The following is a 17,329-nucleotide window of genomic DNA, read 5'->3' as shown; positions in this document are numbered from 1 at the left end:
GCCCGGCAAGAGAATCACGAGCATCGAGGAGAATCCCATGAACACCACCGTCAACGTTTCCGGCATGACCTGCGGACACTGCGTCGCCTCCGTGAAGGAGGAACTGGCCGAGGTCCCCGGCGTCACCTCCGTGGCCGTGGACCTCAACGCCGGCGGCGTCTCCCCCGTGACCATCGAAAGCTCGCGCGAACTGACCTCGGACGAGATCTCCGCGGCTGTGGAAGAGGCCGGGTATGCCATCGTCTGAACCGGCCATTGCCGAGCCGCAGGTGCACGGGCCGCTGCGTGATCTGGATCTGCGGATTACGGGCATGACGTGCGCGTCCTGCGTTGGGCGGATCGAACGGAAGCTGCGCAAGATCGACGGCGTGGATCCCGCGGTCAACCTGGCCCTGGAGTCCGCGTCCGTCAAGGTCCCCGGAGACGTCTCCGACGAGCAGATCCTGGACACCATCCGCAACGCCGGTTACGGCGCCGAGATCACGGGTGGGGACCGCGTGCAGCGGGCCTCCGCTCCTGCCGAAACGCCCAGACAAGCCGACGACGCCGCTCACGCGGGTACGCGGGGCGGGGCGTCATCGGCACTCGGGACGACCGACGCATACCCCCGCGGGCATGCGTCCTCGGAGACAACCCCCGAGCGAACCGCCGAGGAGACCCTGCGGGCCGAGAACGAGCACCGGGATCCCGCGCTCGAGACCACCCCCGCGCAACGGCGGATGAGCGACCTCAAGAAGCGGTTCATCGTGGCCGCGGTCTTCTCCGTGCCGGTCTTCGTGATCTCCATGGTCCCCGGCGCGCAGTTCTCCCACTGGGGCTGGGTGGCCGCGCTGCTGACACTGCCCGTGGTCACGTGGGCGGCCTGGCCTTTCCACAAGGCCACCGCCGTGAACGCGCGCCACCTTTCCACGACCATGGACACCCTGGTGTCCCTGGGCGTGACCGCGGCCTACCTGTTCTCGCTGGGCCACCTGCTCGTGGAGCCGGACATGACCGCCCATGCCCATCCAGACATGGCCATGGACATGTCCAGCCACCAGTTGTACTTCGAGTCCGCGGCCATCATCACCACGTTCTTGTTGCTGGGCCGCTGGCTCGAAGCGCGCGCCAAATCCCGTTCGGGTGAGGCACTCAAGGCGTTGCTGGATCTCGGCGCGCAGCAAGCCACCGTGGTGGATGAGGACGGCACCGAACGCACGGTGCCCGTGTCCGAGCTGCGCGTGGGGGACACCTTCACGGTGCGCCCGGGCGAGAAGATCGCCACGGACGCCCTGGTCGTGGAGGGCGAGTCCGCCGTGGACGCCTCCATGCTCACCGGGGAATCCGTTCCCGTGGAGGTGGGCCCGGGGGATGAACTCACGGGTGCCACCGTGAACACCACGGGTCGTCTGCTGGCGCGGGCGACCCACGTGGGTGCGGACACCGTGCTCGCCTCCATGAGCCGAACCGTGGCGCGCGCGCAGGCCACCAAGGCCCCCGTGGCGCGTCTCGCGGACCGGATCTCTGCCGTGTTCGTGCCCGTGGTCATGGGTATCGCGGTGCTGACCTTCGCGATCTGGTGGCTCGTGTCCGGGGACCTGAATCAGGCGTTCGTCGCGGCGGTCTCCGTCCTGGTGATCGCGTGCCCGTGCGCCCTGGGCCTGGCCACTCCCACGGCCATGCTGACCGGCACCGGGCGCGGCGCTCAGCTGGGCATCCTGATCACCTCCGCGGAGGTACTGGAGGACACCCGCTCGGTGGACACCGTGGTGCTGGACAAGACCGGAACCGTGACCCACGGGGACATGGCGGTGACCGCCGTGACCCCGGTGAACTCGTGGTCGCGGGATCAGGTGCTGGACCTGGCCGCGGCCGTGGAGAGCTACTCCGAGCACCCGATTGCCCAGGCGATCACCGCAGCCACGCCCCACCGCTACGAGGTCTCCCACTTCGAGTCCGCCCCGGGCGGCGGCGTCAAGGGGTACGTCCCGGACGGCATGAACGCGCGCGCCGTCGTGGTGGGCCGGGAATCCTGGCTCGCCCAGAACGGGATCCGGCTGACCGCGGACGAGTCCGGGGCCCTGCGCCGCGCCCGCGAGGACGGTTTCACCACCATCCTCGTGGCCGTGGACGGGCGCGTGGCCGGGTTCATCGACCTGCAGGACACCGTGAAGGACGAGGCGCCGGCCGCGATCGCGGAACTCCAGCGGCTCGGGCTGCGCCCGGTGCTGCTCACGGGGGACAACGCCGCCGTGGCCCGTTCCGTGGCCGCCCACGTCGGGATCGCTCCGGAAGACGTGATCGCGGACGTCACCCCGGACGGCAAGGTCCAGGCCGTGGAAGAGCTACAGTCGCAGGGCCGCGTGGTGGCCATGGTGGGCGACGGCGTCAACGACGCCCCCGCCCTGACCCGCGCGGACCTGGGCATCGCCATGGGTTCCGGCACGGATGCCGCCATGCAGGCCGCGGACATCACCGTGGTGCGCAGTGACCTCACGGCCATCCCGCTGGCGATCAAGCTCTCCCGCCAGACGCTGCACATCATCAAGTCCAACCTGTTCTGGGCGTTTGCCTACAACACCGTGGCCATTCCGGTGGCGGCCCTGGGGTTGTTGAACCCCATGATCGCCGGCGCCGCCATGGCGTTCAGCTCGGTGTTCGTGGTGCTGAACTCATTGCGACTGAAGCGGTTCGCGCGCTGAGTGCGCTCGACGTGCCGAACGGCCGCACGGCACGGGTCAGGCGACCAGAGCCGCACGGCACGGGTGACACGACATGAGAGAGCGAGGCCCCGGGGAACCAGTGGTTCTCCGGGGCCTCGCTCTGTATGGGAGCCCTACATGCTGCGGTCAGCGAGCGCTCGAGCCCGGCTCCTCGCCCTTGGTGTCCGGGCGCACGCGCTGGCCGAACTGGGGTTCGTCGGTGGTTGCCGCCCCCGCAGCACCGCCGGTACCGGACGACGTCGTCCCCGAGCCTTCCCCGCGCGCCTGTTCGGCCTGCCGGCGGGCCTTGTTCTCCGCGTACAGCTTGGCGGAGGACCGGTTCACGCCCGTGCCCTGACCGAGCTCTTCCGCGTTGGGCTTCTCGAGCAGCATGAGGGTCGCGCACACCACCACGGAGGCGATGAACGCGATGCCCGCCGCGATCAGGCCCAGGCCCATCCGGGCGGCGTTGTCCGTGCCGCCCGCTGCTACCACGGACACCACCACGAAGGCCACGACCGCCAGAACGGCCGAGATGATCAGGGGCCCCTTGATATCGGTTCTGCGCCGGCCATTGTGCTCAGTGCGCTGGGCCACGTGATTCCTCCTGGCGGTGGTCGGGGTGTGGGGCGGGGGTAGGGGATCCGCCCGCGAGTTCAACGTGTCAGTCTACGCGTTCAGGCCGTACGGCCCGGGTCCGTCAGGGCCTTGTCCGCTGCGCGCGCATCGTGGCGCAGGCTCAGTGCGGCGATGAGCTGGGTGACGCCGACGATGATGGCCGCACCGCCCACCACACCAAGTTCTGCCTTGGTTCCGAGGGTCTCCACGAGCACCATACCCGTGGCCGCGAACACGGTCACCACGCCGCACAGCGTCCAGTCACGACCCAGCGGGAACTGGCCCCGGAAACGAATGCCCAACACCAGTTCGGTGATCCCGCACAGACCCAGGATCACGGCGGAGAACAGGACGAAGAGCCAGTCACTGCTCGCGACCACCGCGGTGAGCACCCCGCCCAGGACGTACAGCACACCGTAGGACTGCGGGATGTTCCGGCTCGGGCCCAGGTCCACGTCCTCGCGGCGGTTCAGCCGCAGCTGCAGGAAGATCGCGGAGATGCCCGTTCCCACCAGGAAGAACGCCATGACCCACCGGCCCGTCCCGAGGGACGGTTCCTGCCAGAAGACGGTCACCGCCGCGAAGATCAGCGCCACCACGGCGCGCAGCAGGGTGGGTCCCCACAGGTCGTGGCGCACGTCGGCCCCGCGGGACCTGCCGCGGTCCTGCCCGCCGTGCGGTGCGGAAATCTGTTGGGGCACGCCGAGAACTCCTGAATTTGCCGGGGATGTCCCGCCCAGTCTAACGAGCTTCCCTGGACGGGTTCAGGGCTCGCCCAGCACCTCCCGCAGCACCCGGGCACCGCGTTCCACGTCCCGGTCCGGCGCGGTCAGGCCCAGCACCACCCCGCCCCGTTCGTCGGGTCCCCGGTCCGCTTCCGTCAGCGACGACGACGCCCCTGCCCCACCACGTTCACCACCCTCGCGGCCCTGCCCCGTCCAGTACTCGCCCAGGGCACCCACGAGGACCCCGCGGCTTCGTGCGCGCTCGATCGTGGCGTCCTCGTCCGGAACGGCGAGCACCGCGTGGGCACCGCCGGCCATGGGCAGAACACTCACGTGCGGGAGGTCGCCGAGGACGTCGGAGAGCAGCGAGCGGCGTCGTCGGAAGGAGCGGCGCATCCTGGCCGTGTGGCGCTGGAACTCCCCCGAATTCACGAACCGCGCGAGCGCTTCCTGGGCGATGAGCGAGACGGGCGAACCCAGCTCCGCACGCGTGCGTGCGAGGTCCGGGAGCAGGGAATCCGGGGCCACGAGGTGCCCCACACCCACGGAACTGCCGAGCACCTTGGCGAAACTGCCCAGGGTCACCACGGTGTCCCGGGCGGTGTCCAATGCCCCGAGGGCGGGCAGGGGTTGGGCGCTGTGGCGCAGTTCGGAGTCGTAGTCGTCCTCGAGCACGAGCGCGCCGTGCTCACGGGCCCACGCGAGCAGTTCCATCCGGCGCGTCACGGGCATGGTCCCGCCCAGCGGGTACTGGTGTCCGGGCGTGAGCACGATGGCGTCCGGCGCGGGGGCGACGTCCCACCGCCCCGCCGCGCCCCACCACCCGCTGGGCAGATGCTCGGGCACGAGACCGTGCTCGTCCACCCCCACCGGCAGGGCGATGTGCCCGAGTGCGCGCACCACACGACGAAGCGCGGGGTACCCGGGATTCTCCACGGCCACGCGCAGCCTCCTGCCGTGTGCGAGCCCCAGCACCCGCAACGCGAGCTGCAACCCGTCCCGCACGCCCGCAGTGACGAGGATGTCCTCGGGAGAACGCACGATCCCGCGATTGAGCCGCAGGTAGTCCGCGAGGTGGTCCCGCAGATCGGTGCGAAGGGTGCGCCCCGTGGCGACGCCGCTCGCCGCGTCCCGCCACGCCCCGCGCCACGCGGGGGTGTCCAGGGACGTGATGGCGCTCTTCCCGGGGCGCAGGTCGATCATCTCGGGCCGCGCCGCGGACCGACGGGCCGTGCGCTGCGAAGGGAGCGCGGGCGACGTCGTCGGGGCGGGAATGCCCGCGGCCGGTATGCCAGCACGAGGCGACGTGGGGGTGGAATGCTGTCCGGCGCGGGGCGACGCCGCGGCGTCGCCCCCGGGCACCGGGCCGGACGGGCGGGCTCGAAGAGCATCGGCGGTCGCAGCGGCAGCACGGGCAACGGGCCCTGTATCGCGCCGCATGTCCAGATGCGGGGTGATCCGCGTGGCACCGCGATCGGCCACGAGGTAGCCCTCACCCGCGAGGACGTCCCACGCGGACGTGACCGTTCCGCGCGAGATTCCCAACCGGGCGGCCAGGGCCCGGGACGAGGGTAGGGGATCGCCTGGGCGCAGCACCCCGCGCGCCACGAGCTCGCGGATCTGCCGCACGAGCTGCTCCCCCAGACCCGTGCTCGCGGTGCGATCGACGGTCAGGGGGAGGTCGGTGTCCCTGGCGTGCCTCATTCCCGGGACTGCCGGGCGATGAAGCCGGCCATGCCGGGAACGGTGAACGCCACCTGACCGTGATCGGGAGCGTAGATCATCCCCTTCTGGATCAGTTGCGCTCTTGTAGGGCCCAGGCTGCTGGCCTTGGTACCGAGCCGGGCTGCGAGTTCACCCGTGCGGGAGGGGCCCGCACCGTCCACCGCCATGACGCTCATGTACTCGCGCTCCTTGGGCGTCGCCCTGCCCCAGCGGGCCGGGAAGAATCCGGAGTCCAGTTGCGCCCACCCCTTCTCGATGGCCACCCTCGAGTCCTCGACCGTGAACGGCGTGGTCGGCGCGACTTCCCACACTGCGTTCCCGAACTCCTGGATGAAGTACGGATAACCACCCGACGCCGCGACGATGGCGTTCAGCGCCTCGGTGTCGAATTCAGCGCCCACGTCCTTGGCCGGGCGTGCCACCGCGTATCGCGCTTGCTCCGGGTCCAGCGGTCCGATGACCCGGTAGTCGAAGAGTCTTTCCGCATAACTGCGTGTGGCGCTCAGGATCGTGGGAAGGTTCGGCAGACCGGCGCAGATCACGTAGAACGGCCAGTCACGCTGGCCCGCGATGTGCTGGACCGTGACGATTGCGCTCATCATGTCCGGGTCCAGGTCCTGCATCTCGTCGATGAACAGGCCGAATGCGCTGTGCTGTGCCTTCAGTGGTTCGCTGAGATCCTCGACCAGCTCTTCCACATCGATGTCGATCCGCCCGGACTGCGCGCGTACGGGATGAAGATCGACACTGGCCGAGACACCGCTCGTCCCCACGGAGGCACTGAAGGACTGGATGGTCGTGAGCGCATCAGCGAAGAACCGACCGGGGTGACGGCCGAGATGACGCCGAGCCGCCACCACGAGTTCCCGGGCGAACCTGTCTCTCACGTCCTGCCTGCCCCGAGCCTCCGGCCGCCCCTCCAGCTGGACGGTGAGCCAGCCGTGATTGTCCGCGTGCGCACGCAGGACGTTGAGCAGAACGGTCTTTCCGACTCCCCGTAGACCCGTGAGCACCATGCCCCTGTTGGGGCGGTGGAGCTTGGCGCGCGCGATCATGAGGTCGAAGGCGGAAATCTCTGCCTCCCGGCCACTGAGCACCTTGGGACGCAGCCCGGATCCGGGGCTGTAGGGGTTGGCTGCGAGGTCCATGTACCGAAGTGTAAAGCATTATATGAATATTTTTATACTTACTTAGATTTCGATAGCGTCTCGATCGACGGCTGCCAGAGGCCGCGGATTAAGTGCCGGTCGTTGCATAAGTGGACCACTTCATTTCGTCGATTTTGGCTCTGTCAATGGACCATCCACGCTGCCAGGATGGAGGCCATGACCGAAACCTTGCAGACCTCCGCCCAGAACCCCACCCCCGTGACCGGATCGCGCCTCGTCAAGCGCGGCCTGGCCGACATGCTCAAGGGCGGTGTGATCATGGACGTGGTCACCGCTGAGCAGGCCCGGATCGCCGAGGACTCCGGAGCCGTGGCCGTGATGGCGCTCGAGCGCGTTCCCGCGGACATCCGCTCCCAGGGTGGCGTGGCGCGCATGAGTGATCCCGATCTGATCGAGCAGATCATCGACTCGGTGTCCATCCCCGTGATGGCCAAGGCGCGGATCGGGCACTTCGTGGAGGCCCAGGTGCTCGAGCACCTCAAGGTGGACTACGTCGACGAGTCCGAGGTGCTCTCCCCCGCCGATTACGTCAACCACATCGACAAGCACCGCTTCAACGTCCCGTTCGTGTGCGGTGCGACCAACCTGGGTGAGGCGCTGCGCCGGATCACCGAGGGCGCGGCCATGATCCGCTCCAAGGGCGAGGCCGGCACGGGGGACGTCTCCGAGGCCACCAAGCACATCCGCACCATTCGCGCCCAGATCGCCGAGCTGCAGGGCCTCTACACCTCCACCCCGGACGCCCTCTACGTCAAGGCCAAGGAACTGTCCGCGCCGTACGAGCTGGTGGCGGAGGTCGCCCGCACGGGCAAGCTCCCCGTGGTGCTGTTCACCGCCGGGGGGATCGCGACCCCCGCGGACGCCGCCATGATGATGCAGCTCGGTGCGGACGGCGTGTTCGTGGGCTCGGGCATCTTCAAGTCCGGCAACCCCGCCGAGCGCGCCCGCGCCATCGTGGCCGCGACCGCCTACTACGACGATCCCGCCCGCATCGCGGAGGCCTCCCGCGGCCTGGGCGAGGCCATGGTCGGCATCAACGTGGCGGACCTGCCCGCACCCCACCGCCTCGCGGAGCGCGGCTGGTGAGCTCCGCCCCCACCGTCGGTGTCCTGGCGCTGCAGGGCGGGGTGGCCGAGCACCTGGCGATGCTCCACTCGCTGGGTGCCCGGGCGGTTCGCGTCCGTTCCGTCTCGGACCTGCTGGGCGACGACGGCGCTCCCGCCGTGGACGCGCTCGTCCTGCCCGGGGGTGAGTCCTCCACGATGGACCGGCTGTGCCGCACGTTCGGTCTGTTCGAGCCCCTCCAGCGGGTCATCCGCGCCGGCCTGCCCACTCTGGGCACGTGCGCGGGACTCATCATGCTGTCCACGCGGATTGCGGATCCCGCGCCGGGGCAGCAGAGCCTGGGTGTTCTGGACGTCACGGTGGACCGCAATGCGTTCGGCTCCCAGGTCGACTCCGCGGAAGTTTCGCTCCCGTGGGCCGGCACCGCTGGCCACGCGGAGACGGACGACGACACCGCGATGGCCCCGAGCGGCGTCGTCCGCGCGGCCTTCATCCGAGCACCCTCGGTGACCGAGGTGGGGGACGGTGTGCAGGTGCTGGCCCGCTACCGCGACACGGTGGTGGCCGTTCGCCAGGCCAATGTCCTGGGCATCAGTTTCCACCCCGAGCTCATGGGAGAGACCACCGTGCACGAGGAACTGCTGAGCATGGTCCGGACGGGCGCGAACGCATAGCGCGGGTCACGGCCCCGCGTTCGTCCCGCGGCGGCCGCTCGGAGTATCGAAGAGACGTTCCCGGAACGTCCCTGGTCAGAAACTCCCTGATGAACCCCCGCCGGTGAACCCGCCGCCCCCGCCGAAGGACGACGGGGACGAGCTCCCGAACGACGACCCCGCCGAGGATGCCGCCGAACCGTTGTACACCGCCGGGTACATCACGTAGAGCGGCAACCACGAGCGGAACGTGGGCGCGTACCGGATCTCGTGCTCGATGCCGTCCGCGTCCTTGGCCCGATTGGGTTTGTCGTTGAGCCCGGGGGCCTTGCGGTTCTGGAGGCGGTACTTATAGTACGCCTGGCGCATCCCGTCCGTGATCTCCTCGTCCGGATGCTCCCGCTGGAACTGCTCGATCTCGCCCTCCGCCTGCTCCCGGATCCGGTTGTTCTGCCGGTGATGGCGCCATGCCAGAAAAAGCCCCACCAGGACACCCGCTCCCACGAGGCCCAGAATCACGCGGAGCAAGGTGTTGCTCTTGGCTTCACGATCCGCGGCCGCTTGCGGATTCGCCTCGTCGTAGACCTCGGTGATGGTGTTCGTGAACGCTCCCGCGTAATCCTCTTTCTTGAACCCCGGTTCCAGCTCGTCCTGCATGATGTTCCGGGCGTCCCCGTCCGAGAGCACCTCGCGGGCCCCGTCCGCGACCTCGATGCGCAGCTCACGTTCGCCCATGTCCGCGACCACGAGCACCCCATTGTTGCGGCCGTCGTCTCCCACGCCCCAGTCCGTGGCCACCGTGCGGGAGTAGTCCTCGATGCTCTCTCCCTGGGTGTCGTCCACCGTGAGCACGGCCGCGCGGATGTACTCGTTCTCGGAGTTCTTCTCCCCGATCAATCGGTTCAGCTGTGCTTCCTGGTCCGGGGTCAGCAGGTCCGCCTGGTCCTGCACCGCACCCTCGGTGGGGCGGGGTGGCACGTCCAGGGCGCGGGGGGGCTCGGCGACTCCCGCGACGAGCACCGCCCCCAGCGCGCCGGTCGTGATGATGCGCCGCAGGGGCGCCATCCTGAGCGTCTCGGTGTCCACGGATCCTCCCGGGTTTCGTCACATGCTGGTCGGCACAGGTTCTCGTAGGCCAGGGTGCGGGTACGACGACGCCACGCGGCCCTGCGGTCCCGACGGCGCGTTGCTCTCGAGACCCAGTGGGTTTCGAGAGCGCCCGACTCAGCGGCGCGCGGTGGGGACCACCATCACGGGGCACTCGGCGTCCGCGAGGGCGGCCTGGGACACCGAACCCATGAGCAGACCGCGGAACCCGCCGTACCCGCGGGTGCCCATGACGAGCAGCTCGGCGGTGCGGGAGGCGTCCACGAGTGCGTCCGCGGGGCGGCCCTCCAGCACGCGGGTCTCGATCTCCAGGTCCGGGAAGTCCTTGCGCAGTTCCTCGGCCACGGAATCGGTGAGCTCCTTGGCCGGGGCCATGAGCTGTTCCTGCACGGCGCGATCCAGCTCGGCGGAGTTCATGGGCAGGTAGCTCGTGGTGGGGACCACGCTCACGATCGCGAGCCGCAGCCCGTGATCCGCGGCGTACCGGGCGGCCTGCGGGACCGCCTCGTTCTTGGCGCCGAGCTTGTCCACGCCCACGACCACGCGACCCTCGAAGCTCTCACCCTCGGGCCGGGTCTCACGTTCGTCAGGGCGCCACTCCTCCGGGAGGATCACCACGGGCGCGGCGGAGTGGGCGGCCACCGCGGCGGAGACCGAACCCACGCGCCCGCGCACCCCGTGGTGCCCGCGCTTGCCGAGGACCACCACGGAGGCGTCCTGGGCCTCGTAGACGATCACGCCGGCGGCGTCGCCGCGCTCGATGATGCCCTGCCCGGTGACGCCGCCCGCCTTGGCCTTCTCCACGGCGCGTGTGGCCAGCCGCTCCGATTCCTGGTGCAGCGCATCCGCGAAGGCTCCATAGATGGACTGGTCCAGGCCGGTCTGGCGGCCCGTGGAGAGCACGATCTTCAACGGCTCCTGCCGCTTCTGGGCCTCGAGGATCGCCCAGTCCAGGGCCCGCTCACTGTGATCGGAACCGTCGTATGCCACCACGATGTTCTGTGTCATCTGTCTGCACCTAGTTTCTTAACCGTGTTTCGAGGGGGAGTGCGGATCGGGACTCAGCGCCCGCTGGGGACCACCATCACGGGCCCGGCAGCGGAGCTCAGCACGGCCTGGGACACGGATCCGAGCAACAGACCCGTGAACCCACCGATGCCGCGGGAGCCCACGACCACAAGGTCCGCGGTCCGGGTGGCCTGCACGAGCACCCGGCCGGGGCGGCCCAGGAACGCGTGCTGAGTGACCCGCAACCGGGGTTCCCGCTCAGCAATGGTGCGCGCCAGTTCTGAGAGCCGTTCAAGCGATTCCTGGAAGTAGTAGGTCTGGTTGTACTGGTCCTGGAACCACTCCGGGGTCCCGGACAGGGCGCCGTTCACGGAGACGAGGCTCAGGGTCGCGTCATGGGACAGGGCGTACTGGATCGCGTGCGCTACCGCGGGGTTCTTCTCCCCCGCGCCGTCCACGCCCACGACCACGGAGCCGGAGAAGTCCATCTCGGAGGCAGGGGTGCGGGTTCCACCCTGGGCCTCGTCGTCGGAGACGCGCACGTCCTTGCCGTCCCGGCCCTCCTCGCGGGCGATTTCCGCGTCCGAGTCGTCCTCGTGGGTTCCGGGCGGGACCACGATCACGGGCACGGGGCTGTGGGCCGCCACGGCCGCGGAGACCGAACCCAGCCGACCCCGCAGGGCATCGCCCTTGCCGCGCTTGCCCATGACCACCAGGCACGCGTCCTTGGCGGCGTGCAGGACGGCCCGAGCGGCGTCGCCCTCGCCCAGGACCTTGCGGATCTCGACGTCCGGGGCGTGGGAGCGGGCGTACTCCCCGGCGGCCTCGAGATGGGATTCGCTCTCCGCCTTCACGGCGTCGTGGAAGCGCTGTTCCAGGCCTGGATCCCCCACGACCGCGACGGGGAACGCGCACAACAGGCGCACCGGGACTTTGCGGGCGGCCGCCTCCGTGAGGGCACGGTCGAGGGCGCGCAGCGCGATCTCGGAACCATCAATACCCACCAGGACGGGAGCGTTGGACGAGGTGTTCAGAACGTCGTTGTTCATACCTCCAGGATAGTCTCCGCACCCTGCAACGGCGCGGTCCACCACGCGATTTCAGGCCTGTGACGACGCCGCACGGAGCCTCCTGGCGCCGGGCCGGCTCCGCGGGCCGCTCACGCCATCGCGAACATCCACCTGTCCCCGCGGATGCGCAGACCCAGGGTCACGGCACGGGCGCCCATGTACCCGCCCGCGTACGCAACCCAGAGCCACGCCGCGCCCGCGGTGCCGCTCCCACCCCGTTCGAGAACGAGCCACAACAGGGGCGCGTACACGACCAGGTTGATGACCCCGGCCAGGGCGAGATAACGAGCGTCGCCGGCGCCGATCAGAACGCCGTCGAGCACGAACACGAATGCCGCGAGGGGCTGACCCACGGCCACGACGATCAACGCGACCCCGAAGATCACCTGGACGTCCCGCGACGAGGTGAAGAGGAAGCCCAGGTGCGGCCCGAGCAGACCCACGATCACGCCCGTGACCACGCCGAAGCCCAGACCCCACCGGATCAGTCGATGCATGAGCCTCCGGACATGTTCGCGTTCCGAGCGCCGTTGCAGGTCCCGGGCGCCGAGTTCCTTGCCCAGCAGCGCCTGGGCGGCGATGGCCAGGGCGTCCAGTGCGAAGGCCAGGAAGTTGAAGATCGTCATGGTCAGTTGGTAGGCCGCGAGGTTCTCGGCCCCCTGCGCCGTGGCCACCACCACGGTCACCAGGATCGCGGCGCGCAGGGACAGGGTGCGCAGCATGAGCCATGTCCCCACCGTGAGGTGCGTGCGCACCCCGGCCCAGGACGTCGCGAGGCTCACGCCGCGCCGTCGGAACTGCCGGGTGAGCATGATCAGGTACGTCACTGCCATGGCCCACTGCGTGATGCTCGTGCCGATCGCCGCGCCCGCGACGCCCAGCTGCGCGCCGTACACGAGCGCCACGTTCAGCCCCGCGTTCACGGCGGCGCCCACGCCCGCGATCACGAGCGGGGTGGTCGTGTCCTGCAGACCTCGCAGCACACCCACGGCGGCCAGCACGATCAGCATGGCCACGAGTCCGGGCAGGGACCACAGCGCGTACGACGTCGCGTGCTCCAGCACTTCGCCCTCCGCACCCAGGGCGCGCAGCAGGGGACGAACGGCCACGGCGCCCGCCGCGGCGAGCAGCACCCCGAGACCCGCGGCGGTCCACAGCCCGTCCCGACCCACGCGCAGGGCATCGGCGAGTCTGCCGCCACCCACGTGCCGGGCCACCGCGGGGGTGGTGCTGTAGGCCAGGAAGACCATGAGTCCCACGACCGTCTGCACCACCGTCGCGGCGATCCCTACCCCCGCGAGCTGCGCCGTGCCCAGGTGGCCGATGATCGCCGAGTCCGCTAGCAGGAACAGCGGCTCCGCGATCAGCGCTCCGAACGCCGGGACGGCGAGCGCGAGGATCTGGCGGTTCAGGCTCTTCCCGCCCGCGGTCTTGGACGGGGTCCCAGGATCCGACGGCGTTGCCGGACCCTCGGGCGTCACGGGCTCCTCGGAAGCTGCGGGGCCCCCGCGGTGGAGACCTCCGGGATCGGGCTCCGAGGGGCGGGCGTCTTGGGGCGCGCGGGGGTTCGGGTGTGAGCGGAAGGAAGGCACCGCACCAGGGTAAGGGGATCAGTCACCCGCCGAGGCGGGCAGGGTCAGCGTCCCGGAGCGGGTTTCACCGCGATCACGGGGACGGCGGATTCCAGGATGATCTGCTGCGCGGAAGAACCCAGGAAGATCTTGCCCGCGGGGGACCGCCGTCGGACCCCCACCACCACGGCGTCGATCTCCGCGCGGTTGGTGGCGTCCACCAGATCCCCCACGGCATTGCGGCTGCGGGCGGCGGCATGCTCCACGCTCGCGCGCTCATACGGGATCGCGGACAGATCCGGCTCGTTCCCGTCCACGGGGAACACCACGAGGTCGGTGTCGCGACGCCGGGCTTCCTGCACGGCGAAGTCGCGGGCGGCGTGACCGGCCGGAGTCTCGGCGGCGGCAAGGATGATGGCCATGGGTCCTCTTCTCTGTGCGCGATCCATCTGGGGGCAGGTTCCGGGGCGGGGCGAGATCACCCCCGGGCGGTGAACCGGTGCCGGCTCGGTGAATCCCGGGGTCCGCGTCGGTACCGCCTCCCACGTGGGGGTATGTGTATCCTCAGTCACACTTCTCGCGGCCCCGTGGGCGCGGGAATCCCCCTTACCGCGAATCCCGGGAGAATCCATGAGCTCCACCCACTCCCCCGACCGCCGCACGTTCCTGACCTACGGTCTCGGGGGACTCGTGGCCCTGGGGACCATCGGAACCGCGACGGCGGGGTCCATCGCATCGGCCTCCGGCGGCAACGACCTCCGTTCGTCGCTGACCATTATCGCCCCGGCGGCCGCGGGCGGCGGGTGGGACACCGTGGCCCGGGAGATGCAGCAGGCCCAACGGGCCAACGGCATCGTGAACAACACCCAGGTGGTGAACATCCCGGGTGCCGGCGGGACCATCGCGCTCGGGAACCTGGAGATCCTCTCCGGCAAGGCCAACAACCTCATGGTGGGTGGCACGGGTCAGTTGGCGGCCACCATCCAGTACGACTCCGCCACCACCTACGCGGACGTGAATCCCCTGGCCGTGGTGGTGGAGGAGTACGACGTGATCGTGGTCCCCGGCGATTCCCCGTACACGTCCCTGAAGGAACTCATGACGGCGTGGGCCAAGACCCCCGGCAAGGTCCCGTGGACCGGAGGCGGTTCCTTCGACCAGCTGGTCGTGACCGAGATGGCGATCAGTACCGGGTTGGCACCCAAGGACATGATCTACGTGTCCTCGGACGGCGGCGGTGAATCCACCCAGGCCCTGCTCAACGGCACGGCGGCCGCCGCGGCCAGCGGGTACCCGGATTCCATCGACCAGATCGAGTCCGGGCGGTTGCGGGCCCTGGGCATCGTGGCCCGCGGACCCGTGCCCGGGGTGGAGATCCCCACGACCGTGGAGCAGGGCTTCGACGTCACCCTGGCCAACTGGCGCTTGCTCGTGGCACCGGGTGGGATCACGCCGGAGGAGAAGACCGAGCTCGAGACCATCGTGCGGGAAACGATCGCCACACCGCAGTGGCGGGAGGCCATCGAACGCTTCAACTGGAACGAGAACGTGATCACGGGCGAGGAGCTCACCCGTTTCCTCGCGGACGAGAAGACCCGCATCCAGGGCCTCTACAAGGAGTTGGGACTGTGACATCACAGGTGACCGGGTCGACCCCGGCGTCCGCACCACCCCCGCAGGAGGCGCCGCCCTCCGCGCACCGGTCGCTGCTGTCCGAGCTGACCATGCCCTTGGTGCTCGCGGCTTTCGCGACGTACCTGCTGGTGGGCATGCTCAGCATGTCCGTCCCGGAGTCGGTGGACTTCCCCGGGCCCCGGTTCTTCCCGGCCGTGGTGACGGCCGTGATCTACGCCCTGGTGATCGTGGAGGTGCTCTCGATCCTGCGCCGCCGGTCCGCGGACCGTTCCCCTGGAGGCCACCCGACGACGTCGACGGGCAGCACCGCGCACACCTCCCCCGCCGATGACGACGCCGCACCCTCGGCGGACGATGCCGGCTACGAGTTCGTAGGTGCCTACGAGCCCGCCACGCCCCAATTCTCGTGGCGGTCCTTCGCCTGGGTGGTGGGCGGTTTCCTGGTGTTTGCACTACTGCTCGAGTTCCTGGGGTGGATCATCGGCGCCGCCGTACTGTTCTGGTGCGTGGCCCGCGGCTTCGGCTCCACCCGCCCGCTGTTCTCACTGGTCGTGGGGCTGACCGTGAGTTCCCTCGCGTACATCGCCTTCGACATGGCCCTGGGACTGTCCCTGCCCTCCGGCCTCCTGGGGGGTGGGTTCTAGATGGAGACCCTCTCGCTGTTGCTGGACGGTTTCGCCGGGGCGCTCACCCTGCAGAACCTCTTCTGGGTGGTGCTCGGATGCTTCCTGGGCACCGCCGTGGGTGTCATGCCCGGCCTGGGGTCCTCCATGGCCGTGGCGCTGCTGCTGCCCGTGACGTTCGCCCTGGATCCCACCGCGGCGTTCATCATGTTCTCCGGCGTGTATTTCGGCGGGCTGTTCGGGGATTCCACCATGGGCATCCTCATGAACACCCCGGGGCAGGCCTCGGCCATCGCGTCCACGTTCGAGGGCCACAAGATGGCGCTCACCGGCAGAGCCCCACAAGCGCTCGCCACGGCGGCCATCGGGGCGTTCATCGGTGGTTTCGTGGCGTCCGTGGTGGTCGTGTTCTTCGCACCCTTCCTGGCCGAGTTCTCCACCCAGTTCGGTCCGGCGGAGTTCTTCGCCCTGGCCCTGTTCGCGTTCGTGGCCACGTCCTCCGTGGTGACGGACTCCGCGGTCAAGGGTCTGCTGTCCCTCGCCCTGGGACTGGGGATCGCCGTGGTGGGTATCGACTCCGTGACCGGCATCCCGCGGTTCACCATGAACTCCCCCTACCTCTTCGACGGGATCTCCCTGGTGACCGTCACGGTCGCGGTGCTCGCGCTGGGTGAGGTGATCTATTTCGCCACGACCGCCCGGTTCCAGAGCCAGGGAAGGATGCTGAAGGCCCAGGGGCGGCCCTGGTTGAGCCGCAAGGAACTGCGGGAGGCCACCCCGGCATGGTTGCGCGGCACGGCCATCGGCTTGCCGTTCGGCGTGGTCCCGGCCGGCGGCGCGGAGATCCCCACGTTCCTGGCATTCGGCGCGGAACGCAAGCTGGATCGGCGTCGTCGCGACCCGCAATTCGGCAAGGGCGCCATTCGAGGTCTTGCCGCACCCGAGGCCGCGGGCAACGCCACCACCGGTATGGCCATGGGTGCGCTGCTCGCGCTGGGCCTGCCCATCTCCGCGACCGCCGCCATCATGCTCGCCGCGTTCCGGCAGTACGGGCTGCAACCGGGACCGCTGCTGTTCGAGCGCGCCCCTGATCTCGTGTGGGCGCTGTTGGCCAGCTTCTTCATCGCGATGATCGTGCTGCTGATCATCAACCTGCCGTTCGCGATGGTGTGGGCCAAGCTACTGCTCATCCCGCGCCCGTACCTGTACGCGGGCATCACGGTGTTCTGCGGCCTGGGCATCTACGCGACGTCCGGCTCAACCTTCGACCTGCTCATGCTCCTGGCGTGGGACTCGTCGGCTTCTTGATGCGTATGCATGATTACCTGCTCGCGCCGCTGATCATCGGGATGGTCCTGGGTCCGCTCGCGGAGACGAGCCTGCGGGACGCCCTGATCAGCGCGGACGGTGACGCCTCGGTCCTGGTGAGCGGTCCGATCGTGCTCGTGCTCTACGGGGTCCTGGTGATCATCCTGCTCCTGACACTGCGCAGCAAAGTCACGAGCCGCACCCGCAGGGACGTCTGAGCCGACTCGTCTCCGGGTAAACCCCACCCTCTCCCAAGTGCGGGTGCACTGATTTTGCTGAGCTAAAGCACGCAAACCCCCTCTCAGAGGGTGGTTCGCTGCTTTAGCTCAGCAAAATCACACGCCGTCGCGGTCCTCGGAGCCGGGCGGGAT

15 protein-coding genes and 1 pseudogene are annotated in these 17,329 nt (G+C 69.5%); 7 read left to right on the top strand and 9 right to left on the bottom strand.

The genetic code is table 11. The features are described 5' to 3' along the window. Window positions 1-37: 37 nt before the first annotated feature. Window positions 38-247 carry a heavy-metal-associated domain-containing protein gene (locus RF650_RS02380; RefSeq protein ID WP_131332128.1) on the top strand — a complete coding sequence of 70 codons (210 nt, stop codon included), beginning with the start codon at window positions 38-40 and terminating at the stop codon, window positions 245-247. Continuing rightward, window positions 234-2,681 carry a heavy metal translocating P-type ATPase gene (locus tag RF650_RS02375; RefSeq protein WP_368813965.1) on the top strand — a complete coding sequence of 816 codons (2,448 nt, stop codon included), beginning with the start codon at window positions 234-236 and terminating at the stop codon, window positions 2,679-2,681. The genes RF650_RS02380 and RF650_RS02375 overlap by 14 nt, the downstream gene beginning before the upstream one ends. Window positions 2,682-2,828: 147 nt before the next feature. On the opposite strand, the gene RF650_RS02370 is transcribed toward RF650_RS02375, so the two are convergent. The 4 genes from RF650_RS02370 to RF650_RS02355 all read right to left on the bottom strand — a co-directional run bounded on the left by RF650_RS02370 (window position 2,829) and on the right by RF650_RS02355 (window position 6,897). Beyond that, window positions 2,829-3,278, bottom strand: coding sequence for a hypothetical protein (locus tag RF650_RS02370; protein ID WP_064846427.1), 450 nt, complete (start codon window positions 3,276-3,278; stop codon window positions 2,829-2,831). An 80-nt stretch (window positions 3,279-3,358) separates the two neighbouring features. Continuing rightward, on the bottom strand, window positions 3,359-4,000 hold the full coding sequence (locus tag RF650_RS02365) for a hypothetical protein (protein WP_368813964.1): 642 nt from the start codon (window positions 3,998-4,000) through the stop codon (window positions 3,359-3,361). A 63-nt stretch (window positions 4,001-4,063) separates the two neighbouring features. Continuing rightward, window positions 4,064-5,728 (bottom strand): PLP-dependent aminotransferase family protein, encoded by a 1,665-nt coding sequence (locus tag RF650_RS02360; protein ID WP_368813963.1) that lies wholly within the window; start codon window positions 5,726-5,728, stop codon window positions 4,064-4,066. Next, window positions 5,725-6,897, bottom strand: coding sequence for an AAA family ATPase (locus tag RF650_RS02355; protein ID WP_368813962.1), 1,173 nt, complete (start codon window positions 6,895-6,897; stop codon window positions 5,725-5,727). The genes RF650_RS02360 and RF650_RS02355 overlap by 4 nt, the downstream gene beginning before the upstream one ends. 177 nt (window positions 6,898-7,074) lie before the next feature. Here RF650_RS02355 and pdxS point away from each other — a divergent pair, with 177 nt between their 5' ends. Beyond that, window positions 7,075-8,004, top strand: coding sequence for a pyridoxal 5'-phosphate synthase lyase subunit PdxS (pdxS, locus tag RF650_RS02350; protein ID WP_098053906.1), 930 nt, complete (start codon window positions 7,075-7,077; stop codon window positions 8,002-8,004). Next, a complete protein-coding gene (gene pdxT, locus RF650_RS02345; RefSeq protein WP_368813961.1) occupies window positions 8,001-8,657 on the top strand; it encodes a pyridoxal 5'-phosphate synthase glutaminase subunit PdxT in 657 nt (218 codons plus the stop codon). Before pdxS ends, pdxT begins: the two co-directional genes overlap by 4 nt. Window positions 8,658-8,732: 75 nt before the next feature. Here the strand turns inward: pdxT and RF650_RS02340 are convergent, their stop codons facing one another. From RF650_RS02340 to RF650_RS02320, 5 genes are all read right to left on the bottom strand, one after another. After that, window positions 8,733-9,722, bottom strand: coding sequence for a YgcG family protein (locus tag RF650_RS02340; RefSeq protein ID WP_368813960.1), 990 nt, complete (start codon window positions 9,720-9,722; stop codon window positions 8,733-8,735). A gap of 138 nt (window positions 9,723-9,860) precedes the next feature. Further along, the gene (locus RF650_RS02335) at window positions 9,861-10,751 is read right to left on the bottom strand and encodes a universal stress protein (protein ID WP_368813959.1); all 891 of its coding nucleotides are present in this window, start codon (window positions 10,749-10,751) and stop codon (window positions 9,861-9,863) included. Between the two features lie 53 nt (window positions 10,752-10,804). Further along, entirely contained in the window at window positions 10,805-11,800 is a 996-nt protein-coding gene (locus tag RF650_RS02330) for a universal stress protein (protein ID WP_131332120.1), read from the bottom strand. 110 nt (window positions 11,801-11,910) lie between these two features. Then, a complete protein-coding gene (locus RF650_RS02325; protein ID WP_131333837.1) occupies window positions 11,911-13,233 on the bottom strand; it encodes an MATE family efflux transporter in 1,323 nt (440 codons plus the stop codon). 224 nt (window positions 13,234-13,457) lie between these two features. Further along, on the bottom strand, window positions 13,458-13,814 hold the full coding sequence (locus RF650_RS02320) for a universal stress protein (protein ID WP_131332119.1): 357 nt from the start codon (window positions 13,812-13,814) through the stop codon (window positions 13,458-13,460). 208 nt (window positions 13,815-14,022) lie between these two features. Here RF650_RS02320 and RF650_RS02315 point away from each other — a divergent pair, with 208 nt between their 5' ends. From RF650_RS02315 to RF650_RS02305, 3 genes and pseudogenes are all read left to right on the top strand, one after another. After that, window positions 14,023-15,024, top strand: coding sequence for a tripartite tricarboxylate transporter substrate binding protein (locus RF650_RS02315; protein WP_131332118.1), 1,002 nt, complete (start codon window positions 14,023-14,025; stop codon window positions 15,022-15,024). Beyond that, entirely contained in the window at window positions 15,021-15,671 is a 651-nt protein-coding gene (locus RF650_RS02310) for a tripartite tricarboxylate transporter TctB family protein (protein ID WP_242670549.1), read from the top strand. The genes RF650_RS02315 and RF650_RS02310 overlap by 4 nt, the downstream gene beginning before the upstream one ends. Beyond that, window positions 15,672-17,176: pseudogene (locus tag RF650_RS02305) on the top strand (tripartite tricarboxylate transporter permease). Window positions 17,177-17,329: the final 153 nt, after the last annotated feature.

This window comes from Kocuria sp. CPCC 205297, assembly GCF_040981035.1.
Taxonomy (GTDB): domain Bacteria; phylum Actinomycetota; class Actinomycetes; order Actinomycetales; family Micrococcaceae; genus Kocuria; species Kocuria marina.
The sequence above is the reverse complement of the archived record's forward strand: the minus strand, read 5'-3'. Positions and strand labels throughout refer to the sequence as shown.